This window comes from Hoyosella levis, from assembly GCF_026008515.1.
Taxonomy (GTDB): Bacteria; Actinomycetota; Actinomycetes; order Mycobacteriales; family Mycobacteriaceae; genus Lolliginicoccus; species Lolliginicoccus levis.
In genome coordinates, this window is the sequence record NZ_BQYM01000009.1 from 146827 (window position 1) to 168204 (window position 21378).

Consider the following 21378-nt stretch of genomic DNA (forward strand, 5'->3'; position numbering starts at 1 on the left):
GGTAAAATGCCGACAAAATTGGTTCGAAATGGTTGCGATGCGCATCACGAGCGAGGATCGTAGAAGAGAGCATAGACAAGTACTCAACGGGTGAGGAGTCACCATGGGGTCGACAGGAACAGACAGGCAAAATCATGCGGCGGACAGAGAACGACGTGGCCACGGCGTGCGCGCGCCAGTGCGCTTAGCGGTCTTCCAGGGCGAGCTCGACGCTTCGAGCCATGAGGAGCTCGCATGCACGATGAGCGACCTCCTGGAAACGCGCACCCCGATCATTGTTGATCTATCTGGATCCCGGTTTTGCAGCGCCTCCTGCATAGAGCTAATCGCAGGATGGGCGCAGCGGGCCAGCGCGATGGATATCGATTTCTCGATCATGGCAACCCGATCCATTGCCCAGTGCTTCGCGCTCTACGATCCTGCCCCGCGAGTCATTCCTGGCCACCGACCACTTTCTGCTGGCTCGGAAAGGCGCTTCGTGCACATCTATACGGTCTAGCCACCATGCGGGAGGGAGCCGTGCGCTCGCTCCGCGGCGCTCTCCCCATCATGCTGGCCCGCTGAGCAAAGGTGGCATCCCGTTTAGGCCGTCTCGTGCTGGGTAAATCACCAGCAGCACTCGCCCCCCCGGTACAAGGCGGACCCCATGGCAACGACGCTGCGCACCAGCGCTACCCCCACCGACATCTGGAACGTGCTCAGCGACGCCTGGCTCTATTCCGGCTGGGTCGTCGGGTCCTCCCGGATCAGGGACGTGGACCCGCAATGGCCCCGCCAGGGCACGCGCTTTCACCACTCGATAGGGGCATGGCCGCTGCTCAACAATGACTACACCGAGGTCGTGTCGAGCGAACCGCTCCGGTGCCTGGAGCTTGTCGCGCGTACCTCGCCCTTCGCCAAAGCGCGTGTGCGGGTCACGATCGACGAAGTCGAGCACGGTTCCGAGATCACTCTCGAGGAGTGGGTCATCACCGCGCCCGCCAAGTGGATCCCACGCCCCGCGCAGGAGACGCTCGCGGCACCCCGGAACAAGGAGTGCCTGCGGCGGCTCGCGATGATCGCGGAGGGTCGCAGCACATGACAGCCGTAGACGCGGTCGTCATCGGCTCCGGGCCCAACGGGCTGGTGGCTGCCAACGTGCTTGCTGATCGCGGATGGAGCGTCCAGGTGCTCGAGGCGGCGTCCGAGCCCGGTGGTGCCGTTCGGTCCGTCCAGCGGGAGCCAGGCATCACCTGGGACCTCTTCAGCTCCTTCTACCCGTTCGCGCTCGCCACCCCCGCTATCCCCAGCCTCGGTCTCGAGGCGTTCGGGCTGCGTTGGTGCCACGCCCAGTACCCGCTCGCGCACATCTATGGCGAGCACGCCGGCGATGCCATCCGCATCGAGTCGACGCCCGCGAGGACCGCGGCTGCCCTCGCGCGGACCAGCATGCACGACGCCCGCGCATGGCTCGAGCTCTGCGACGAATGGAACGTGATCGGTCCGCACCTCCTGCGCATGATGTTCGCGACCTTCCCCCCGGTGCGGGGCGCGACCGGCCTGCTGCGCTCCCAGGGCCCGGCCGGGGCACTCCGCCTCGCGCGCTTCCTCGCCCTGCCGGTCCGGCGCATGGAGACCGAGCTGTTCGAGAGCCAGGCAGCCAGGGCCCTGCTGCGCGGCAATTCCCTGCATGCTGACGTCCCGGCGGATGCACCAGTAAGCGGAGTGGTCGGCTATGTGCTCGCCATGCTCGCCCAGCAGTACGGCTTTCCCACCCCGGAAGGTGGCTCGGGGGAGCTGACGGGCGCGCTCGCCGGCAGGCTGTCCGAAGCAGGAGGACACATCGCGTGCGACTCGAAGGTCGAGCGCGTGATCGTCGAGGGCGGCCGCGCGACGGGCGTGGGGACCGCGGGCGGGGACGTTGTCCACGCCCGCCGGGCCGTGATCGCCGATACCAGCGCCCCGGCGCTCTACCAGCAGCTGCTCCCGCGCGAGGCAGTGCCCGAGAAGGTCACGCGCGACATCGGGTCCTTCGCCTGGGACCCGCCCGTCGTCAAGGTCAACTACTCGGTCCGCGGGGCCATCTCCTGGACCGCGCCCAGCGCGCGCCACGCCGGAACCGTGCATGTGGGCTCGCTCGAGGAGAACGCCTCGCCCCTGGTCATCGTGGGGCAGATGAGCGAGGCCGATCCGTCCCGGTCCCCCCACGGCATGACGAGCGCCTGGGCATACGCCAAGGCATCGCCGACGAGCACCAGCGAGGAGCAGGAGCAGCTCGCCGCGTGGATCACCAGCACCATCGACGCGCGTGCCCCGGGCTTCGCCGAGCACGTCGTGGCAATGGAGACGCAGACCGGGGCGGACATGGAGCGCGCCAACGCGAACCTGCACCGAGGAGCGATCAACGGGGGGACGTTCGAGCTCCACCAGCAATACGTGTTCCGCCCCATGCCTGGAATGGCGGACAACCACACGCCCATCGCGGGCCTCTATCTCGGCAGTGCCTCCGCGCACCCCGGGGGAGGAGTGCACGGCATGTGCGGGTGGAACGCCGCGCATGCCGCGCTGGGGGCCCGCTGGCCCCGCCAGCGCATCCGTGCCGCGATCAACAAGAGACTCACCCGCTGACAGGAGCGACCATGAAGGCTGTGACGTGGCAGGGACGCCGCTCGATCTCGGTGGATTCCGTGCCCGATCCACGTATCGAGGAAGGCACGGATGCCATCATCGAGGTGACGACTACCGCCATCTGTGGCTCCGACCTGCATCTCTACGAGGTTCTTCTGCCCTTCATGCACGCCGGGGACATTCTCGGCCACGAGCCCATGGGTCGCGTGGTGGAGGTCGGGCGCGACGTGCGCCAGCTCTCCGTCGGGGACCGGGTCGTCATCCCGTTCCAGATCTCGTGCGGAAGCTGCTTCATGTGCGACCGGGGGCTGCAGACGCAGTGCGAGACCACTCAGGTCCGCGAGCAGGGCAGCGGCGCCGCGCTGTTCGGGTATTCCGAGCTCTACGGCAGCATTCCCGGTGGCCAGGCCCAATACCTACGCGTGCCTCACGCCGATGCCACCTCCATCGTCGTCCCTGAAGGGCCAGGCGACCAACGCTTTCTCTACCTCTCCGATGTGTTGCCCACAGCCTGGCAAGCTGTCGAGTACACCGGGGCCAAGCCGGGCGATACGGTGGCGATCCTGGGGCTAGGCCCCATCGGGGACATGGCCGCCCGCATTGCCCTGCATCGGGGGATGCGCGTGATCGGGATCGATCCCGTGGCCGAGCGGCGCGACCGCGCGAGCGACCGGGGCGCCGAGATAGTAGGGGCAAACGATGTGGACGAGCCCAGTGACGTGGTGCGGGACATGACCGGGGGGCGCGGACCGGACGCGGTCATCGATGCTGTCGGCATGGAGGCACACGGCTCGCCGGCCGCCAAGCAGGTGCAGCATGCTGCGGGACTGCTGCCGGACCGGATCGGCAAGAAAGTGTTCAGCACGGCCGGGATAGACCGGCTCGCCGCGTTGTTGACGGCGATCGACATGGTCCGCAGGGGTGGCACGCTGAGCATCTCGGGCGTCTACGGAGGCATGCTCGACCCACTACCGATGATGACCTTGTTCGATAAGCAGGTCCAGATCCGCATGGGGCAGGCGAACGTGCTGCGCTGGGCGCCCGACATCCTGCCGCTCCTTGACGACACAGACATCCTGGGGGTGGACCAGTTCGCCACCCACGTCCTGCCGCTCGAGGATGCGCCCCGCGCCTATGAGACGTTCCAGGCCAAGACCGATGGTGCCGTCAAGATCCTTCTCACGCCATGAACGATGTGCCCCGCGCGTCCCTGCTGCCCCGGTATGCGCCCGCCCGGATCGACGCGAGCCATCCGGGCGCCAGCGCGCAACCGGGCCCGGTATTGAGCACCGGATCGAAGGACCACTCCGCGCTCACGGGCTCGGTGAGCAGCAGGGAGCCGATCCCGCGGCTCTTGCTTCGCGCTCCGCTCGCGTGCAGCACGATCTCGAGGGGGCGTTCCGCCACCGCCTCGGCCAGCGCGCCACGTCGGCAGGGGATCCTGCGGTCATCGACCGTACGGGCATGGAACCACACGAGATCGCCGTCGTCGCATCGATACGGCATGACCGTGCTGAAGCGGGGCGCTGTCCATGCGGCCGAGGGCACGAGGACGAAGCGCCCGAAGAGGCCCGCGCTGGCGCTGCTGATGAGCAGCAGGTCCCACGGGCGGGGGCCCAGGAACCGCACCGAGATGCCCAGCATGTCAGGCAGCCCGCCGCCAACCCCCAGGCCCTTGGACAGACGCACCTGGCACGTGCTGGCGCCGGTCTCGGCGAGGGGCCCGCTGGCGCTCGGCCGGACCTCGCCCATGAAGCATTCACCGCGCGGATGAAACAGGCGCTCGCCCCTCGCGCGCGCAGCGGTCCGCGCGATGCCGCCGGACCATTGATCAAGCTGCGCGCGCAGAATTCGTGTGTTCATCCTGGGCCGGCTTCCTTGTAGTAATTGGCCTCGTAGCGATTGGGTGTGCTGGCTCCGCTGGGAAACCCCTCGGGGCCATGCCGGCAGCGGGGTCGAGTACTGCCGGCATGGGGTCTGGGGCTATGGGGCAGGGGGCTCGACGTTGCCGCGCCAGCTTCCGTCGGCGGACCCTTGCTCCTCGATGAAGGTCTTGAAGCGCTTCATATCCGCCTTGATCTGCACATCAATGATGTTCAGGGCATCGCCGATATCCTCGGCGATCCCTTCGGGCTCGACGTCGATCTGGGCCGTCACCCGGGACTTCCCCTCATCGAGGCGATGGAAGGTCACCACTCCGGCATGGGTCGGTCCCTCGGTCGAGTGCCACGCGACGCGCTCGTCGGGGTGCTGCTCATCGACCACGGCATCGAACTCGCGGGAGACCGGGCCAAAACGGACATGAAACCGCAGATGGGTATCGTCGAGCTGCTCGACCCGCTCGACATGCTGCATGAATTGTGGATATTCCTCGAACTGGGTCCATTGGTTGTAGGCCACATTGACCGGTACATCGACGTCGATTGATTTCTCCACAGTTCCCATTGATGCATTCCTTCCATGGTGCTTCGTATTGATCACCGCTCAAGCTTTCTCCATGAGGCCTACCCGGGATGCCACCGCCTAAACGGCCTTTGGCGATGCAGGCCTTTCGTGGCTGGCCGAGGCGAGTGGTCGCGTTGCACGGGTACTGGTTTCACGGGCCCGGGGATGGGTAGCCCGATTGCATGCGTCCAAGTGGCCAGCAGCGCGCATTGCCCCACGAGGCGAGCGGGAAGCAAGCACCCAGCCGTCCATCCGTGCCTAGGAGCAGGCCGACCGTGACAAGGAACTGCCGTGGATGAATCCATGATCGACTATCCGGGCCGAACGCAGGACATGCCCTCGAGGCCGCGGGACGAGATGCGCGACTACGTGGGGCGCGGCCTGCTTGCCGGGCACACTGCACTGGTCACCGGCGGAGACTCGGGAATCGGTCGAGCGGTTTCCATCGCGCTCGCCAAGGAGGGCGCCGATGTTGCCATTGGCTATCTCTCCGAGCATGAGGATGCCCGCCATACCGTCGAGCTGATCGAGGCCGAGGGCCGCAAGGCGTTCCACCGGGCCGTCGATCTCACGAATGCCGATGCGTGCCGCCAGCTCGTCGAGGAGTCCGCGCGCGAGCTCGGAAGCATCTCGATCCTGGTGAACAACGCGGCCTACCAGCAGCCGGTGGACCGGTTCGAGGACATCAGCGACGAGCAATGGCGCCATACCTTCGCCGTGAACCTCGATGCCATCTTCTACATCACCAAGGCCGCGCTGCCCCACATGCCCGATGGTGGCGCCATCATCAACACGTCCTCGATCAATGGATTGCGCGGCAACAAGCACCTCATCGACTACGCGGCGACCAAGGGCGGGATCCTTGCCCTCACCTATTCCCTCGCGCAGTCATTGATGGACCGGCGAATCAGGGTCAACTGCGTGGCCCCGGGCCCCGTGTGGACCCCGCTGATACCCGCCACGTTCCCGGAGGAGGCCGTCGAGGGATTCGGCGAGCAAGCGCCCTACGACCGCGCCGCCCAGCCCGATGAGATCGCGCCCTCCTTCGTCTTCTTCGCCGCGAACCAACTGTCCTCGTACTACTCGGGAGAGGTCCTCGCGCCCATCGGTGGCGAGACGCTGCCCGGATAGCGATCCATTAGGAGGTGGAGCCCCATGCCGAAGACCACAAGCTCGGGGAGCGCCCGCAAGAGCGAGCTCCCGAGCACCCTCAAGCGCTCGAGCGCGAAGGCACAGCGGACCTTCGCCAAGGCGTACGACTCAGCGATGGACGAGTACGGCAGCGAGGAGCGCGCGCATCGCGTGGCGTATGACGCGCTGAAGCACACATTCCAGAAGGTGGGCGACCGGTGGGAAGCAAAGGAGCACCGCGGGCCTTCCGACGCGCGCTCCCGCGACAGCAGCGACCCCGACGCACCCACGCGCGGGGGAGTCGATGCGTACGCCACCAAGGACGAGTTGCTCCGCATCGCGCGCCGGCTTGATATCCACGGGCGGTCGACGATGCGCAAGGCGGAGCTTGTCACGGCCATCGAGAAGGCAAACGACCGCGAGACACGGGCCGCCCGGGAGGGCAAGAGCGCCCGTCCAGACTAGGCAAGGAGCATCATGAAGCATGAATCAAGGCGTGGGAAGGATGTTCCAGCCTCCCGCGTGCGCCAGTTCTTCGCGCTAGCGGTGGGCATCGCGTTCGTCGCTGCGGGAATCCTCGGATTCATCCCGTGGGCCACCACGGGCACCTCCGAGCTAGCAGCAATGGGCCCGCACAGCGAGACCTACCTGCTTGGCATCTTCGCGGTGTCCATCCTGCACAATGTCCTGCACCTGGCGTTCGGCATCCTCGGCATCGTGCTGGCGATGCGTGCGATCGGCTCCCGCATCTACCTCGTTGGTGGCGGCATCGCCTATCTCGCCCTCACCGTGTACGGGCTGGTCATCGAGCTCGACAGCGACGCCAATTTCATCCCGCTCAACCAAGCGGACAATTGGCTGCACCTCGGGCTCGGCATCGGCTTGGTGGTGCTCGGCCTCGTGCCGCTGCGCGGTCCGCGGTAGCTCGCCGGGGGCTCGGACCAAAGCCCACTTGTATCGATCATTTGACACAATCCCACACTATTGCCACCCTTGTGTCGATCAATTGATACAAGGGGGTTTTCCGTGCTCGTCGTTCCGCTTGTGTTGTGGATATTCCTGCTCAGCCTCATCCTTGTCACCGCCGCCACGCGCGCCACCACGTCCCGCAACGATCCACGCGCGTTCCTGCGCCCACAGCTCTTCCTCTGGTCGGGAATCACGGTCGGCATCATCGCCGCCTCCTACGCGAGCGCCAGCAACCCGCTCGGCCGCGGCCTCGCGCTCGCCGCCCCGGTCTTCACCCTCGCCGTGCTGGGCGGGGTAATCGCCTCGGAGCTCAGTGCACGGCCCCCACGCGGACCAGTCCGCACCGCGACCCTCGCCGCCCGCGCCTCCCGCCGCTACCTTCCCCGGGCGCTGGCCGGAGCCGTCCTTGCCAGCCTTATCGCCCTCGGCGGCCTCATGCTGCTCGGAACCCTCGCCGCATCCAGCGACGATCTCGATCGTGACGGGCGCGCACTGGCCTACCAATGCGGCGAGCTGATCACTGGCAGGGTCTCCCCATGGCCCGGAACCTTCTACACCGCGCCCCTCGCTGCGGTCCTGGGTGCTGTCATCGTCCAGGTAGCGATCGGGCTCTGGGCGCTCGCGCACCGCCCGCCAAGCAGCGGTGACCATGCCGCCGACAATGCGGAGCGCCATCGCTCCGCATCCCGCATCGTCGCCGCCGCCGGGCTCGCGATCACCGTGCCCCTCGCGGGCTACAGCCTTGTCATGGCCACCGCGGCCCACAATGTTCCCACCGTGGAACAAGGCGCCGACTGCCTGCCCGCCTGGCCCTCCACGGTGCTGCCCGTGCTCGTCGCCACGCAGGCCGGTGCCGCGATCATCGCCGTCTGGTGCCTCATCGTGCTGCTTTCCCCCCTCTCGCCCAGCAAGCAGGAAACGCGATGAACGAAGCAATCCTTGCTATCGACACCACCGATCCCACCCCGCCCTTCGAGCAACTGCGGCGCCAGATCCTCCGTCACATCCGCTGCGGCAGGCTCGTCGAAGGGGATCGGCTCCCACCCGTGCGGCAGCTCGCCCGCGACCTCGGCCTAGCCCCCGGTACCGTCGCCCGCGCCTACAAGCAGCTCGAGAGCGAGGGCCTCGTCACAACCCGGCGCGGCGCGGGAACACGCATCGCGACCCGCGATGTTGCACTTCTCGTCCAGCGCACCGACGGGCCGCTCGACCAGGCCGCCCGCGACTACGCGGCCCTCGCCTCCGAGCAGGGCCACGGGCTCGCTGATGCCATCGAGGCCCTCGAGCAGGCATGGCAGGAACCCACAGGACGGAGCGCGCGCCACCGCGACGAAAGGCAGCAATGAGCCGAGGACTGCTCGCCGACGTGACGCCCCTGCGCAACCAGCATTACCGACGGTTGTGGACAGCTGGAGTCATCACCGTCATCGGCGCTCAGCTCAGCATCGTCGCCGTTCCGGTGCAGATCTACCAGATCACCCAGAACTCCGCCTATGTCGGCCTCGCCGGCATCTTCGCGCTCGTGCCGCTCGTCATCTTCGGGCTGTGGGGCGGCGCGCTCGCCGACGTCATGGACCGGCGGCTGCTCATGATCCTTGCCACCAGCGGCCTCGTCCTCACCGCCGTCGCGTTCTGGGCGCAGGCCGCCGCCGGCCTCGACAACGTCTGGCTCATCCTGAGCCTGCTTGCCCTCCAGCAGGCATTCTTCGCCATCAACCAGCCGACGAGGGCCGCGATCATCCCGCGCCTGCTGCCCGGGAACCAGCTTCCGGCCGCCAACGCGCTCAACATGATGGTCTTCAACTTCGGCGCCATCGCCGGGCCGCTGATGGCTGGCGCCATGATCCCGGTGCTCGGGCTGCCCACTCTCTACCTAATTGACGCCCTCGCTCTGCTCGCCACCCTGTGGGCCGCCTTCATGCTGCCCCGGCTGCCACCCACCGGGACCTCGCGCCGGGCCGGGCCCGCACAGGTCTTCGAGGGCTTCGCGTTCCTCGCCACCCAGCGCATCCTGCTCGCCTCTTTCGTCGTCGACATCATCGCCATGGTCGCGGGCATGCCGCGCGCGCTGTTCCCGCAGATCGCCCACGAGACGTTCGGCGACCCCGTCAGCGGTGGCCTCGTGCTGGGCATGCTGTTCGCCGCGATCTCCGCCGGGGCCGTGCTCGGCGGCGTGTTCTCCGGCTGGCTCTCCCGCATCGAGCGGCAGGGCCGCGCCGTGCTGTTGTGCATCCTGGTGTGGGGCATCGCCATGACCGGGTTCGGGCTCATGATCGCCTTCGCCCCGCTCGGTGGCACCCGCTTGTTCCTGTGGCTCGCGCTCGCCTTCCTCGCCCTCGGTGGCGCTGCCGACATGTTCTCCGCCGCGCTGCGCTCGACGATGCTCCAGGAGATCGCCTCCGACGAGATGCGCGGCCGCCTCCAGGGCGTGTTCATCGTCGTTGTCGCTGGCGGGCCGCGCATCGGCGACGCCCTGCACGGTGCTGCCGCCGCGATGGTCGGCACCGCGGCCGCTGCCGCCGGAGGAGGGATGCTCGTGATCATCGGCATCATCGCCGCCACGCTCGCGTTCCCGGCATTCGTGCGCTACCGGGTGCGCCGCGACTGAGCCTCCCCTGCCACGGCGGTACGGAGCACCCACCGGGTCCGCTTACACTGTTCGGGTGAGTGATGCTGTCCAGGAACACCCCGTCCTTGTCATCGACTTCGGCGCCCAGTACGCGCAACTGATCGCGCGCCGCGTGCGCGAGGCCCGCGTGTACTCCGAGGTGTTGCCCCACACTGCCACCATCGCGGAGATCGCGGCCAAGCAGCCCCGCGCCGTGGTGCTCTCCGGCGGGCCCTCCAGCGTGTACGAGGAGGGGGCGCCCGCGCTCGACGCCGCCCTGTTCGAGCTCGGCGTGCCCGTGTTCGGTATCTGCTACGGGTTCCAGGCCATGGCCCAGGCGCTCGGCGGAACCGTCTCTCGCACCGGCACGCGCGAATACGGCCGCACTGATCTCACCGTGCGCGGGGGCCTGCTCCACGACGGGCTCCCCGAGGTGCAGCCGGTGTGGATGAGCCACGGCGATGCCGTCACCGAGGCGCCCGCGGGCTTCGAGGTCACCGCCATCAGCGAGGGCGCGCCCGTCGCCGCGTTCGAGGATCGCGCCCGCAAGCTCGCCGGCGTGCAGTACCACCCCGAGGTGCTCCACTCGCCGCACGGGCAGCAGGTCCTGTCCCGGTTCCTCCACGAGATCGCCGGCATCCCCGGAGCCTGGACCGCCGCGAACATCGCCGAGGCGCTCGTCGAGCAAGTGCGCGAGCAGGTGGGTGACGGGCGCGCGATCTGCGGCCTCTCGGGTGGCGTCGACTCCGCTGTCGCGGCCGCGCTGGTGCAGCGAGCCATCGGTGACCGGCTGACATGCGTGTTCGTCGACCACGGGCTGCTGCGGGCAGGGGAGCGGCAGCAGGTCGAGCAGGACTTCGTCGCCGCTACCGGCGCCCGCCTCGTCACCGTCGAGGCGGAGCAGACCTTCCTGGACGAGCTCTCCGGGGTGTCCGACCCCGAGGCCAAGCGCAAGACCATCGGGCGCGAGTTCATCCGCTCGTTCGAGGGCGCCATCTCCGAGGTGCTCGGCGACAACGCCTCCCACGGCGACACCGTCGAGTTCCTCGTCCAGGGCACGCTTTACCCGGACGTCGTGGAATCCGGCGGAGGCAGCGGCACCGCCAACATCAAGAGCCACCACAACGTCGGTGGGCTACCCGAGGACCTGCAGTTCTCCCTCGTGGAGCCGCTGCGCCTGCTGTTCAAGGACGAGGTGCGCGCCGTTGGCCGCGAGCTCGGCCTGCCCGAGGAGATCGTGCAGCGCCAGCCGTTCCCGGGCCCCGGTCTCGCCATCCGCATCGTCGGCGAGGTCACCGCTGACCGGCTCGCCACCCTCCGCCACGCCGATGCGATCGTGCGCGAGGAACTCACCAGCGCCGGGCTCGACAAGCAGATCTGGCAGTGCCCCGTCGTGCTCCTCGCCGACGTGCGCAGTGTTGGAGTGCAGGGCGACGGCCGCACCTACGGCCACCCCATCGTGCTGCGCCCCGTCACTAGCGAGGACGCCATGACCGCCGACTGGACCCGCGTGCCCTACGAAGTGCTCGAGCGAGTCTCCACCCGCATCACCAACGAAGTGGCCGAGGTCAACCGCGTCGTGCTCGACATCACCAGCAAGCCCCCGGGCACCATCGAATGGGAATGACGGGCACCCCGCGGTCGGCGCCGGCGCTACGGTAGCCCCATGACTTCAGCGACCAAGGCGGTGCCACGCGCCCGCAACCGCGACGTCACCGGGCCACCCATCGCTAGCGCTGCTCGCTGGTGGCTGCTCGCCCTGCTCGGGCTCGTCGGGGCCGCTGCGGCATTCGCCACGCTCGTGCTCACCACCACCGGGCACCGCGTCGAGAACGCCGCCCTGCGCGGGGCTGATCAAGTGGATGCCGCGCTCGTCGCCGAATCCGACGCCGCCCTCGATGCCATCACCGTCACCTCGCTCGCGGTCGCCGCCGTGCTCGTGGTGCTCATCGCGCTCGCCCGCAAGCGGCTCGATCTCGCCATCGCCGCCGGGACCATCATCGTTGTCTCGTCGATGATCACCCAAGGTCTCAAGCGGATCGTGCTCCAGCGCCCCGAGCTCATCGAAGTGACCGGCCCCTACACCAGCAACAGCTTCCCCAGCGGTCACGCCACCATCGCCGCATCGGTCCTGTTCGCGCTGCTCATCGTGGTGCCCTTCCGCTGGCGCGGCATCGCGATGTTCTTCGCTGCCTCCTACGCCGTCGCGATAGGCGCCCACACCCTCACTGCGAAATGGCACCGCTTCAGCGACGTGCTCGGCGCCAACCTCATCGCGCTCGGCGTCGCTTGCCTCGTCACCGCGGCCCTCGTCCACCGTGGCGCCCTCATGCACGTCACCGCCGGGCGCTACCCGCTGCGGATCATCTTCGTCGTCATCCCCATCGCCCTCTCCACCATTGCCACGCTTCTTATTGGTGCGCTGCTCCTCGCCCTGAGCGATATCCCCGCGGTGCCCAGCGCCACCCTCGACTACAACATGTACCTCGCCCTGCACGCCCTCGCCGCGGGCAGTTCCGGGCTCGTGTTCCTCCTCTTCTGGTGGACGTGGCGGCGCGTGGATATCGCCGAGAAGTAGGGCGGCTGGGGTGTCGGCGGCGTGTGCGGGCTGGCTTGGTTCGGGGCGCTTCGGTTGCTGGCGCTTCGGCGCTTCGGCGCGGCGGCCAAAAGCACCGGAAACTGCCAAACGCGATAGAAATCAGCCTGGGATCGAGGCGGTTTCTATCGCGTTTGCGGCGGGTGGCCCGGCGGCTGGCAGCCACTAGCGGGCCACACTGGTGCTCATGACGGGCGCCACGTTCCCCGCGGCGCTGGCAACCGGCGGGCACGCTCGATCGATCGGCGCACCCGCTCGCCGAGACGAGCTGGATCCGCGAGATCAGCCCATGTCCAGCGGACCACCGTCCAGCCTGCATCGCGAATCGCATCCTCGCGCAGCTTCTCGCGGAACACCACATCACCAGGATGATCGCCCGCCCGGAGTAGAGCGCCGTACTTGATGCGCCCATCGAACTCGCCGACCACGCGTTCCTCGAGCAGGAAATCCGCACGACCGATCATCGCGCCACCTTCATCGAAGAGCAGCGGTTGCAGCACCGGAGGCGGCAGCCCCTCAGCCTTGAGCACGAGCCTGCTGCGTGATTCACCCACGCTCTCGCTGCGCCCGTCGATCAACCCGACTGTCTCGCGCGCATGTTGGATGCCCTGGCGGCGTGGCAACCGACCCAGGCACTCGCGCATCTGGGCCGTGGTCGCAAGCCCCTGATGGATGGCAGCATCACCCGTGACTATCCCGGCCTCGATGCCACTGGTGCGCGCGACATCGAGAACGGTGCGCGCGGGCGTGGTCACCTCGATGCCATGGCGGCAGGTGATATCCAGCGGGTCTAGCGCATCGATATGCAGGTGGCGGGTTTGCTCGATGCGACCACCACTGGTGCCCGCGCGCGTCACATGGACTCGTGCCAAGGTGCTACCCCACGTAGGAAGGCCCCACAGTGCCGCGGCCGAGGCATGGCTGATCACGGCTCCGCCGCCGCGCAGCGAGCGGTGCACATCCACCGCTCGGGCGACGTGCTGATCCTCGACCGAGAGTTTTTCCCACGCTTCTCGCTCGACGAAGCAGCCGCGCCTCAGCCGCACGAGACCCCGCGTGCCAGGGCCTCGTGGCGAGCGGATCAGCAGGTGCCGATGCGGGTGCGTATTCCTCATGCAGGCATCATGCCGCTGGATCGCGCCACTGCGGCTTGAGCGTTCCTGACCTGTGGATAGCGCGGAATCTGTCCACAGGGCGGTCGGAAACCATCGGTGGCACGGTCGGCCAAAAGCACGGGAAACTGCCAAACGCGATAGAAAACGACCTGGGATTCCCGTGGTTTCTATCGCGTTTGCGGCGCGGGGCCCGGCGGGTGGCACGGCACCGCCAGGACAGCCCGCCAAGGGCAGCCCGCCCGGCCTACCGCGGGCTGGCGTGCATCTCGGGCACCCATTGCCGGGTGCGCAGCGCGGGCGGGGGAGTGACGTCGTGGCGCAGCGCGCGCCAGAGGTTGTACATCATCAGGAAGGCGATGATGAAGAATGGCAGGCCGACGACGATGATCACCTGTTGCAGCGCATCGAGCCCGCTGCCGCCCGCGGAGGCAAGCAGCGTCCCCGCGATGACACCGGTGGTGATGGCCCAGAAAACGCGTTGGCGGGTGGGGCCGACCTCGTCCTCGCCGGTGCACAGCATGTCGGTGACGAGCGCCGCCGAGTCCATGGAGGTGGTGAAGAAGATGACCACGATGAGGATCGCGAAGAGCGACATCACGGTGCCGAGCGGGTAGTTGGAGAGGAAGGCGAACAGCGCGCCGGGGATATCTCCCTGGTCGACGACCTCCTCGACGAGCCCGCCGCCCCGGTTGAGCTCGATGTCGAAGGAGGCGAGGCCGAAGATGCCGAACCAGATGATGCTGAAGGTGGTGGGCAGGCCGAGGACGCCGAGCACGAATTGCCGGATGGTGCGGCCCTGCGAGATGCGGGCGACGAAGATACCGACAAAGGGTGCCCAGGTGATGGTCCACGCCCAGTAGAAGACGGTCCAGCCGCCTTGCCAGCCGGTGTCGTTGAAGGTGTCATTCCAGAACGCGAGCTCGACGACGGAGCCGAGGTAGGCGCCGGCGGACTCGATGGTGCCGCGCATGAGGAACAAGGTCGGCCCGAGCACCAGCACGAACAGCAGCAGCCCGATGGCCATCACGATGTTGATGTTGGACAGCCACTTGATGCCCTTGTCGAGGCCCAGGGATACGGAGATCACCGCGATGGTGGTGATGATCGCGAGGATGGCTAGCTGGGTGAAGGTGTTCGACGGCAGCCCGATAAGCCGCGCGAGGCCGCTGTTGACCTGGAGGGTGCCCAGGCCGATGGAGACGGACACCCCGAATATGGTGCCGATGACGGCGAGGATGTCGATGGCGCGGCCGATGGGGCCGTTGATCTTGTCGCCGAGCATGGGGTGGAAGATCGAGCTCACGCGCAGTGGCAGCTTGCGCTTGAACGCGAAGTAGGCGAACGCGAGCGCGGGCAGGCAGAAGATCGCCCAGGTGTGCAGGGCGAAGTGGTACATGGTGAACGTCAGTGCCTCGCGGGCCGCCTCGGTGCTCTCGGGCTCGACGTCGCGCATCGGGGGGTTGGCGAAGTGGCTGATGGGCTCGGCGACCCCCCAGAACATGAGGATGGTGCCGATGCCGGCGGCGAAGAGCATCGCGAACCACACGGGCGTGGAGTACCGGGGCTGCTCGTCGTCATCGCCGAGGCGCACGGAACCGAAGCGGCTCAATCCTATCCATAGGAGAAAGACCACGAACGAGGTCACACCGAAGATGTAGAACCATCCCAGGCTGGTGAGGATCCACTCGGACGCGGCGGCGAAGAAGTTCTCCACGGGCCCGGGGAAGGTGATCGTCGCCGTGACGAACACGGCGAGGATCGCTGCGGACAGGAAAAAGATGACGGGGTTCGTGCGCAGCCCCAGCCTGTCGTGTAGTCGATGCATGCGCGCAACCCTAGGTATGTGTTGCGGCAAAAACTATGGGGAAGCACACGATCCGGCGTTTGTTCACATGCCCGTGATGGGCGGTATGGCGCGCATCACTCAGCTCGGGGGCGAATTATGACCCTTCGTCCCATTGGGGGCAATGATGAGGATCAGGCCCACGAGGATGGCGATGGTGATCAGCAGCCACGGCACCATAGCGAGGGGGCCGGCCCCGGACGTGGGGTCGATCATCGCCCAGATGGCGAGCGCGATCACAGTGAGGCCAGCGAGCAGGAGCCCGGGAGAGAATCGATTGCGGCGGCGGGCGTGGGCTTGGTTCTCATTCATGGCGGACCTCGATGCTTCCGGCGAGCAGTGATGCGTCAACAGTCAGGATGGGGGAATCGTCGGGGGCCCCGTCACGGGATAGCCCTGGCGGCGGGCAGGCGGCCTCGCCCATGCGCACCTCGCAGGTCACGCGGCTGGCTGTGCCAGGCGGCAGCAGCACGACGAGCTCCCCGAGCATCAAGCTGGCTTGCACGGTGGCGTCCTGCTCGAGATCGACCTGGCGCAGGTCCACGACTAGCTCGCCCGCGCCGAAGCGGTACTCGGTCACTGGTGCTTCCAGCGCGGTGACCGCATGGTTGCGCTCGCCCGCGCCATCCTGGAAGCGGCTCCAGTCCACGGGACCGATCATGGTGGCGAGGATGACGAACACCGACAGCGGGGCCGCGACGACAAGCAGGCCATGCCCGGTGCCGCGCAGGGATCCGGCGATCAGGCCGAGGCCGACGATGGCGAGGGCGATGGCGCCGATCCGCCCCGGGGTGAGCCAGTCCGCACCGGTTCCCAGCGAGACGGCAGTGAGAATGCCGGCCACGATGATAGCCAGGCCCAGGGTCAGCGGCGCGATGCGGGAGCGTTGCCGTGGCACGACCGGAGCCGTGGCGCTGCGGGGCTCGGGCAGGTCCCAGGCGAATGGTGCCACGCCCAGCGGATCCCAGGAGGGCGGCTCGGTGCGCTTCGCCGCTGCCGTTGCGGCGGCGCGGTCACTGGGCTGGTAGGGGACCTGCGGGCGCGGGCCCGGCGGTGGAGCAATGGGCATCCCGCTCGGGTTCTGCGGCGTCCAGGGAGCAGCTGTCCCGGCGGCCGTGGGCGGCCAGAGAATGCCTGGGGCCTGGGGCATGCCCGGCGCTGGGGGCACTCCGGGGGCTGGGGACATTCCGGGGGCTGGGGACATTCCGGGAGCTGCGGCCGAGGGGCTGCCGACGGGTGGCCGGATGGCAGACAGGGGGAGCGGCGGAGCAACGGGGGTGCGCTGGTAGAGCATCCACCAGCCCAGCAGCATCAGGGCCAGGCTCACCATGCCCGATCCGCTCATCGCGATCCCGATGGGGGTGAATACGCTCACCGCGATCGCGAGCACGACCACCAGCATCAGCGAGCGGCCGGACGATTGCGACGAGCGGCCCCGCCCGAGCAGCGACTCGCCGCCCGAGACCTCATCATTGTCCTGCGGGAACAGCAGCCACGCCAGCAGGTACAGCACGATGCCGGTGCCACTGAAGAATGCGGACACCACGAACGCGACCCGGACGAGCGCGGGGTCCACCTGGTAGCGGTGCGCCATGCCCGCGCACACTCCACCGATCTTGCCGTCGGCGGAGAGCCGGGCAGGACGGGTCCGCCACAGGTCATGCAGCTGATCGCCGAAAGTTGTCGTTGCCATGGCACCATCTTCGGTCCCGGGGAGCGCCCCGCGCATCAGGGGATGCCCCTGATCTTTTACCCGCGTTCCCCGGTATCCCAGGGGATTTCCCTGATGTGCGCCGTGGTGGATCCGTGCCAGGATCAGGGTGTGCCTCCTATGCTCCAGCCTGGCCCCGCCACGCCCGTCCTGTACCGGCGTGGCCGTGGGCGTGTCATTGGTGGGGTAGCGGGCGGGCTCGCCGACCACCTGGGCGTCGATGAGCAGAAGGTCCGCATCGCGTTCGTCCTCACCAGCGCCGCGGCCGGGATCGGCGTCATGTTCTATGGGCTGCTGTGGATCGTCACCAGGCCCGGCGGCCCCGATGTCGACATGCCCAGCACCCAGCGGCGCCGCGCGCTGGGCCTCGCCACCATCGGCGGGGCGCTCGCCCTGCTGTTCGGCATGCTCTCCAGCGGTCCCCTCGGCTCAGTGCTGGTGCCGATCCTCGTGGCCATCGCGGGTGCTGGCCTGGTGTGGCGCGAGCTCGATACCACCACGCCGCGATCCCCGCGCCGCCTTTCCGCTACTACCTGGGCCCGGGTGATCGGCGGCATCAGCCTCGTCGTGCTCGGGCTTGCCGTCATCTGGATCGGCCAGGTCGATCTGGGCGCGCTGCGCTCCTCCCTGATGGCCGTCGTGGTGACTCTCGTGGGCGTGGCCCTGCTGACCGTGCCGCTGTGGGTGCGGTTGTGGCACGAGCTCAACGAGGAGCGGGCCGCCCGCATCCGCACCGAGGAGCGCGACGAGATCGCCTCCCACCTGCATGATTCTGTCCTGCAGACGCTGGCGCTGATCCAGAAGCAGGCGCACAGCCCGCAGGAGGTGCAGCGTCTCGCGCGCGGGCAGGAGCGGGAGCTGCGTCGCTGGTTGTTCCATGCGGAGGAGGCCAGCCATGACAGCCTCGCTGCCGCGCTGAAATCCCTTGCCGGGAGTGTCGAGGACCATTACGGCATTACTATCGAGACCGTCACCGTCGGGGATGTTCCCCTGCGGGATTCCCCGGTCTACGGGGCGTTGCTCGGCGCGGTCCGGGAGGCGCTGGTCAATGCTGCCAAGCATTCGGGAGAAATCGCGGTGGATGTGTATGCCGAGGTCGAGGAGGAGCGCGTGAGTGTCTTCGTCCGTGACCGTGGCACGGGGTTCGACCCCAGCGCGGTGCCCGAGGATAGGCAGGGGCTCGCCCGCTCCATCCAGCAACGCATCGAGCGCAAGGGCGGCACCGTGGAGATCCGCACCCGTCCCGGCCGGGGCACCGAGGTCCGGCTGTTTGTTCCCCGCGAGGACGTCACCACTGGTACCGATGGAATTGCTGTCGACGATGGCACGGGTGCCGGGCCGCAAGCAGCTCCCGGCAGCATGCCGGACAACAGCAGGCCGGACAACAGCGGGCAGAACAAGGAGAAGCAGCTATGACCCTGCGGGTATTCCTCGTCGATGACCACGCGGTGTTCCGCTCCGGAGTGCGCGCCGAGCTCGCCACCCAGCCGGACATCGAGATCGTGGGCGAGGCCGGCACGGTGCCCGATGCGGTCCGCGGCATCAACACCACCCGCCCCGACGTCGTCCTGCTCGATGTGCACATGCCCGATGGTGGTGGCATCACCGTGCTGCGCGATATCGACGACGGGCCGGTGTGCCTCGCGCTGAGCGTCTCCGACGCCGCCGAGGATGTCATCGCGGTCATCCGGGCCGGTGCGCGCGGCTATGTCACCAAGACCATCTCCGGCAGCGAGCTCGCCGATGCCGCGAGGCGTGTAGCGGGCGGAGACGCGGTGTTCAGCCCCCGGCTCGCCGGATTCGTGCTCGACTCGTTCACCGGGCGCTCCCCGCTGCCGGAGCCGCCTCTGGACCCCGAGCTCGACTCGCTCACCCCGCGCGAGCTCGAGGTGCTGCGCCTGCTCGCCCGCGGCTACACCTACCGCGAGATCGCCGAGGAACTGTTCATCTCCATCAAGACCGTCGAGACGCACGCTTCCAACGTGCTGCGCAAGACCCAGCAATCCAACCGCAACGCCCTCACCCGATGGGCGCACCGCCGGCACATAGTCGGATAGTCGCGCCGGGGCGCTGCTTCGCGCGAGCGGTCGTGGCCGCCTGGCCGTGGCAGGCCGCTAGATCTGGCTGACGATCAGCCCCACGATCACCGAGGCGCCGAACCCGAGGCTGAGGAGCATCAGCGCGACGATGAGCGACAGCCTGCGGGTGCTCATCAGGTTCGCCAGCTCGTCCTCGTCGTACTCCTGGTACTCGACGATCTCGGGCTCGGGGATGAACGGGCGGGGCTTGAATCGCGGCTCGAAGGCGGGGGAGCTGGCACTGCTCGACCAGAGCGGTGCTGACTGCGGGGCGCGCCGCGACGCCGCGACGCTGGAGGAGCTTCCGGCGGCCGGGCTGGAGAGGCTGCGCCGCTGCCACGGAGGGGTCTCCCCGGGTGCTACTTGCAGCGGCGCGGTCAGCACGAAGCGTGTGTTGTTGTCGTCCCCGGCCGCGATCTGGGCCAGCGCGTCGCGCGCCTCGCTCATCGTGGGCCGGTGCGCGGCATCGGGGTCGAGCATGCGGCGGACCACGGCTGCTACCGCGCCATCGCGGCGCGGGGCGCGAATAGTGCCGCTGACGGCATGGTTGAGCTGCCCGACAGGATCGTTGTCGGGACCGAAGGGGGAGCTGCCCTCGAGCGTGGCGTACAAGGTAGCGCCGAGCGAGAACACATCGGAGGCGGGAGAAGCATCCTCGCCGCGGGCAACCTCGGGAGCGAGGTAGCCGGGGGTGCCAATGACGTTGAGGTGCCCGAACCCCGCATCGGCAGGGTGGGCGAGGCCGAACCCGGCGAGCTTGACCCGTCCCGGCTGGCGGCCATTGGTGATGAGCACATTGCCTGGATGGACATCGCGATGCAGCAAGCCGGTGCGGTGCGCGGTCGTGAGCGCGTCCGCGAGCTGCGCGCCGAGCTGCGCCACCATCAAGGAGGTGAGCCGCGTGCTCAGCTCGAGGGCTTGGGGCAGGCCGATGGAGGGGATGTGCTCCATCACCATCCAGGGCTCGTCCTCGTCGAGGGCCACGTCGTACAGGGTGACGATGCTGGCATGGGACAGCCGGGCCGCGGCGCTGCCGTCACGGAGCGCGCGCTGCCGGGCGGCAGCGATCATCTGGGGTGGCAGGCCGGGGATGCTCACCGCTGGCTTGAGCACCACGTCGCGGTCGAGGAGCTGGTCCTTCGCGAGCCACGGCGAGGAGAGGCTGGAGCCGCCCAGCCTGGAACGGAGGCGGTAGCGACCAGCTATGAGGGAGCCGGACCCAGCGCCGCGCCGAGCTTGTTCCAGGTTCGTCATTCTCCCGAACGTAGTGGCTCCGGGTCATTCTGCGAAGACCCACATCCAAACCGTGACCAAGATAGTGCCGGCTCGTGACGGTGCCAGAGGGAGGCGTGAATCTGGTAGGCTCGCGCGATAGTCATCGAACACATGTTCGATATGATGCAGGCTTGATGCGGTTGCGCCTTCCCCCAGCTGCGACTGGCAACCCGTCTCGCGTGGGCCTGTGCCATGTGGTCCTTGTTGCCGCGATCTGGATGGAGGGGAGCCGTGGGAGCTAGCCCGCTGGAGGTGGCCGGAACTGGCCTGGGCGTGCCGGCGTCGGGCGCGCAAGGGCTGGCCCGGGCCCACGGCGCGTCCCCCGGCGCGCATCGGCTGGCCCGGCTGCGCGAGCGGGTCCCGGGAATGGTCGAGCGGGGAACGCTGCCGGTGCCCGCGCCCCTGCGGGAAGCGATCCCCGGCGGAGGGCTCGCTCATGGCACCACCTGCGTCTTCTCGGGGACGCCCCTGGTCCTGATGGGGGTGCTCGCCGAGGTGACCCGGGCGGGTGGTCATGCCGCGCTGCTCGGGCTGCCCGACCTCGGCCTGCTGGCTGCCGCCGAGATGGGGGCGGACCTGCGTCGCATCGCGCTGATCCCGCGCCCGGGGCAGGATCCCGCCCAGATCATCTCCGTCCTGGTCGAGGGCATGGATCTGGTGGTGATCGGCCCGGGTGGCCTCGATGTCGCCCCCGCGCGGGCGCGGGCGATCAATGCCCGGCTGCGCGGGAAGAAGACCGTCCTCGCGGTGCTCGGCAGCGAATGGCCGGGCGCGCGCACGACCATCGCCGCACACGTGCGCAGGTATGCGGGCGTCAGCCGCGGCAGGGGACGGCTCCGCTCCCTCGAGCTGCTCGTCACCGTCGAGGGGCGCGGCCTGCCACCGAGCTCGATACCGGCCTGCCTCTCCGCGGCGGCGCGAGGCACTGCCCAGGACCGGTTGGTGTGCTGGAGCAGCCCGGATGAATGAGACCGAGAACAGAGTGCCGGCCGCGGCCACA

Annotated in this window: 22 protein-coding genes; 15 read left to right on the forward strand and 7 right to left on the reverse strand. The window is 68.4% G+C overall.

Annotated elements, in window-relative coordinates:
* The first annotated feature begins 103 nt into the window (after positions 1-103).
* From QC765_RS11455 to QC765_RS11470, 4 genes are all read left to right on the forward strand, one after another.
* Positions 104-499: an STAS domain-containing protein gene (locus QC765_RS11455; protein ID WP_278314570.1), complete on the forward strand. Its 396-nt coding sequence runs from the start codon at positions 104-106 to the stop codon at positions 497-499.
* A 147-nt stretch (positions 500-646) separates the two neighbouring features.
* The gene (locus QC765_RS11460; protein ID WP_278314571.1) at positions 647-1081 is read left to right on the forward strand and encodes an SRPBCC family protein; all 435 of its coding nucleotides are present in this window, start codon (positions 647-649) and stop codon (positions 1079-1081) included.
* Positions 1078-2607 carry a phytoene desaturase family protein gene (locus QC765_RS11465; protein WP_278314572.1) on the forward strand — a complete coding sequence of 510 codons (1530 nt, stop codon included), beginning with the start codon at positions 1078-1080 and terminating at the stop codon, positions 2605-2607. Before QC765_RS11460 ends, QC765_RS11465 begins: the two co-directional genes overlap by 4 nt.
* Positions 2608-2618: 11 nt before the next feature.
* Positions 2619-3797 carry a zinc-dependent alcohol dehydrogenase gene (locus tag QC765_RS11470; protein WP_278314573.1) on the forward strand — a complete coding sequence of 393 codons (1179 nt, stop codon included), beginning with the start codon at positions 2619-2621 and terminating at the stop codon, positions 3795-3797.
* On the opposite strand, the gene QC765_RS11475 is transcribed toward QC765_RS11470, so the two are convergent.
* Both QC765_RS11475 and QC765_RS11480 read right to left on the reverse strand, forming a co-directional pair.
* The gene (locus QC765_RS11475) at positions 3787-4470 is read right to left on the reverse strand and encodes a hypothetical protein (RefSeq protein ID WP_278314574.1); all 684 of its coding nucleotides are present in this window, start codon (positions 4468-4470) and stop codon (positions 3787-3789) included. The two genes, QC765_RS11470 and QC765_RS11475, sit on opposite strands and share 11 nt — an antisense overlap.
* 120 nt (positions 4471-4590) lie before the next feature.
* The gene (locus tag QC765_RS11480; RefSeq protein WP_278314575.1) at positions 4591-5052 is read right to left on the reverse strand and encodes an SRPBCC family protein; all 462 of its coding nucleotides are present in this window, start codon (positions 5050-5052) and stop codon (positions 4591-4593) included.
* Positions 5053-5355: 303 nt separating this feature from the next.
* Between QC765_RS11480 and QC765_RS11485 the strand changes: the two genes are divergently transcribed.
* From QC765_RS11485 to QC765_RS11520, 8 genes are all read left to right on the forward strand, one after another.
* On the forward strand, positions 5356-6183 hold the full coding sequence (locus tag QC765_RS11485; protein WP_278314624.1) for an SDR family oxidoreductase: 828 nt from the start codon (positions 5356-5358) through the stop codon (positions 6181-6183).
* 24 nt (positions 6184-6207) lie between these two features.
* Positions 6208-6648, forward strand: coding sequence for a ChaB family protein (locus QC765_RS11490; protein WP_278314576.1), 441 nt, complete (start codon positions 6208-6210; stop codon positions 6646-6648).
* A 12-nt stretch (positions 6649-6660) separates the two neighbouring features.
* Positions 6661-7107 (forward strand): DUF4383 domain-containing protein, encoded by a 447-nt coding sequence (locus tag QC765_RS11495; RefSeq protein ID WP_278314577.1) that lies wholly within the window; start codon positions 6661-6663, stop codon positions 7105-7107.
* A gap of 102 nt (positions 7108-7209) precedes the next feature.
* On the forward strand, positions 7210-8079 hold the full coding sequence (locus tag QC765_RS11500; RefSeq protein ID WP_278314578.1) for a hypothetical protein: 870 nt from the start codon (positions 7210-7212) through the stop codon (positions 8077-8079).
* Positions 8076-8498, forward strand: a complete 423-nt coding sequence (locus tag QC765_RS11505) for a GntR family transcriptional regulator (RefSeq protein ID WP_278314579.1) — start codon at positions 8076-8078, stop codon at positions 8496-8498. Before QC765_RS11500 ends, QC765_RS11505 begins: the two co-directional genes overlap by 4 nt.
* The gene (locus tag QC765_RS11510; RefSeq protein WP_278314580.1) at positions 8495-9760 is read left to right on the forward strand and encodes an MFS transporter; all 1266 of its coding nucleotides are present in this window, start codon (positions 8495-8497) and stop codon (positions 9758-9760) included. The genes QC765_RS11505 and QC765_RS11510 overlap by 4 nt, the downstream gene beginning before the upstream one ends.
* Positions 9761-9815: 55 nt before the next feature.
* Positions 9816-11387, forward strand: coding sequence for a glutamine-hydrolyzing GMP synthase (gene guaA, locus QC765_RS11515; protein WP_278314581.1), 1572 nt, complete (start codon positions 9816-9818; stop codon positions 11385-11387).
* A 39-nt stretch (positions 11388-11426) separates the two neighbouring features.
* Complete coding sequence (locus QC765_RS11520) at positions 11427-12338, forward strand: phosphatase PAP2 family protein (protein ID WP_278314582.1); 912 nt, start codon at positions 11427-11429, stop codon at positions 12336-12338.
* Between the two features lie 203 nt (positions 12339-12541).
* Here the strand turns inward: QC765_RS11520 and QC765_RS11525 are convergent, their stop codons facing one another.
* The 4 genes from QC765_RS11525 to QC765_RS11540 form a co-directional block, all read right to left on the reverse strand.
* Complete coding sequence (locus tag QC765_RS11525) at positions 12542-13471, reverse strand: hypothetical protein (RefSeq protein ID WP_278314583.1); 930 nt, start codon at positions 13469-13471, stop codon at positions 12542-12544.
* Positions 13472-13715: 244 nt separating this feature from the next.
* Entirely contained in the window at positions 13716-15296 is a 1581-nt protein-coding gene (locus tag QC765_RS11530; RefSeq protein ID WP_278314584.1) for a BCCT family transporter, read from the reverse strand.
* A gap of 99 nt (positions 15297-15395) precedes the next feature.
* Positions 15396-15626 carry a hypothetical protein gene (locus QC765_RS11535; RefSeq protein WP_278314585.1) on the reverse strand — a complete coding sequence of 77 codons (231 nt, stop codon included), beginning with the start codon at positions 15624-15626 and terminating at the stop codon, positions 15396-15398.
* Positions 15619-17007, reverse strand: a complete 1389-nt coding sequence (locus QC765_RS11540; RefSeq protein WP_278314586.1) for a PspC domain-containing protein — start codon at positions 17005-17007, stop codon at positions 15619-15621. Before QC765_RS11540 ends, QC765_RS11535 begins: the two co-directional genes overlap by 8 nt.
* 138 nt (positions 17008-17145) lie before the next feature.
* Here QC765_RS11540 and QC765_RS11545 point away from each other — a divergent pair, with 138 nt between their 5' ends.
* Positions 17146-18441 carry an ATP-binding protein gene (locus QC765_RS11545; protein ID WP_278314625.1) on the forward strand — a complete coding sequence of 432 codons (1296 nt, stop codon included), beginning with the start codon at positions 17146-17148 and terminating at the stop codon, positions 18439-18441.
* Complete coding sequence (locus QC765_RS11550; RefSeq protein ID WP_278314587.1) at positions 18438-19082, forward strand: response regulator; 645 nt, start codon at positions 18438-18440, stop codon at positions 19080-19082. The genes QC765_RS11545 and QC765_RS11550 overlap by 4 nt, the downstream gene beginning before the upstream one ends.
* A gap of 57 nt (positions 19083-19139) precedes the next feature.
* On the opposite strand, the gene QC765_RS11555 is transcribed toward QC765_RS11550, so the two are convergent.
* Positions 19140-20357: a serine/threonine-protein kinase gene (locus QC765_RS11555; RefSeq protein WP_278314588.1), complete on the reverse strand. Its 1218-nt coding sequence runs from the start codon at positions 20355-20357 to the stop codon at positions 19140-19142.
* A gap of 252 nt (positions 20358-20609) precedes the next feature.
* Between QC765_RS11555 and imuA' the strand changes: the two genes are divergently transcribed.
* The gene (gene imuA', locus QC765_RS11560; protein WP_278314589.1) at positions 20610-21347 is read left to right on the forward strand and encodes a DnaE2-dependent mutagenesis accessory factor ImuA'; all 738 of its coding nucleotides are present in this window, start codon (positions 20610-20612) and stop codon (positions 21345-21347) included.
* Positions 21348-21378 lie beyond the last annotated feature (31 nt).

Coding starts and splice junctions, on each gene's coding strand:
- QC765_RS11490 (WP_278314576.1), top strand. CDS start 6,208: ATGCCGAAGACCACAAGCTCGGGGAGCGCCCGCAAGAGCGAGCTCCCG.
- QC765_RS11540 (WP_278314586.1), bottom strand. CDS start 17,007: ATGGCAACGACAACTTTCGGCGATCAGCTGCATGACCTGTGGCGGACC.
- QC765_RS11455 (WP_278314570.1), top strand. CDS start 104: ATGGGGTCGACAGGAACAGACAGGCAAAATCATGCGGCGGACAGAGAA.
- QC765_RS11485 (WP_278314624.1), top strand. CDS start 5,356: ATGATCGACTATCCGGGCCGAACGCAGGACATGCCCTCGAGGCCGCGG.
- QC765_RS11470 (WP_278314573.1), top strand. CDS start 2,619: ATGAAGGCTGTGACGTGGCAGGGACGCCGCTCGATCTCGGTGGATTCC.
- QC765_RS11535 (WP_278314585.1), bottom strand. CDS start 15,626: ATGAATGAGAACCAAGCCCACGCCCGCCGCCGCAATCGATTCTCTCCC.
- QC765_RS11460 (WP_278314571.1), top strand. CDS start 647: ATGGCAACGACGCTGCGCACCAGCGCTACCCCCACCGACATCTGGAAC.
- QC765_RS11465 (WP_278314572.1), top strand. CDS start 1,078: ATGACAGCCGTAGACGCGGTCGTCATCGGCTCCGGGCCCAACGGGCTG.
- QC765_RS11545 (WP_278314625.1), top strand. CDS start 17,146: ATGCTCCAGCCTGGCCCCGCCACGCCCGTCCTGTACCGGCGTGGCCGT.
- QC765_RS11550 (WP_278314587.1), top strand. CDS start 18,438: ATGACCCTGCGGGTATTCCTCGTCGATGACCACGCGGTGTTCCGCTCC.
- QC765_RS11495 (WP_278314577.1), top strand. CDS start 6,661: ATGAAGCATGAATCAAGGCGTGGGAAGGATGTTCCAGCCTCCCGCGTG.
- QC765_RS11510 (WP_278314580.1), top strand. CDS start 8,495: ATGAGCCGAGGACTGCTCGCCGACGTGACGCCCCTGCGCAACCAGCAT.
- QC765_RS11520 (WP_278314582.1), top strand. CDS start 11,427: ATGACTTCAGCGACCAAGGCGGTGCCACGCGCCCGCAACCGCGACGTC.
- QC765_RS11480 (WP_278314575.1), bottom strand. CDS start 5,052: ATGGGAACTGTGGAGAAATCAATCGACGTCGATGTACCGGTCAATGTG.
- QC765_RS11475 (WP_278314574.1), bottom strand. CDS start 4,470: ATGAACACACGAATTCTGCGCGCGCAGCTTGATCAATGGTCCGGCGGC.
- QC765_RS11555 (WP_278314588.1), bottom strand. CDS start 20,357: ATGACGAACCTGGAACAAGCTCGGCGCGGCGCTGGGTCCGGCTCCCTC.
- QC765_RS11505 (WP_278314579.1), top strand. CDS start 8,076: ATGAACGAAGCAATCCTTGCTATCGACACCACCGATCCCACCCCGCCC.
- QC765_RS11530 (WP_278314584.1), bottom strand. CDS start 15,296: ATGCATCGACTACACGACAGGCTGGGGCTGCGCACGAACCCCGTCATC.
- QC765_RS11525 (WP_278314583.1), bottom strand. CDS start 13,471: ATGAGGAATACGCACCCGCATCGGCACCTGCTGATCCGCTCGCCACGA.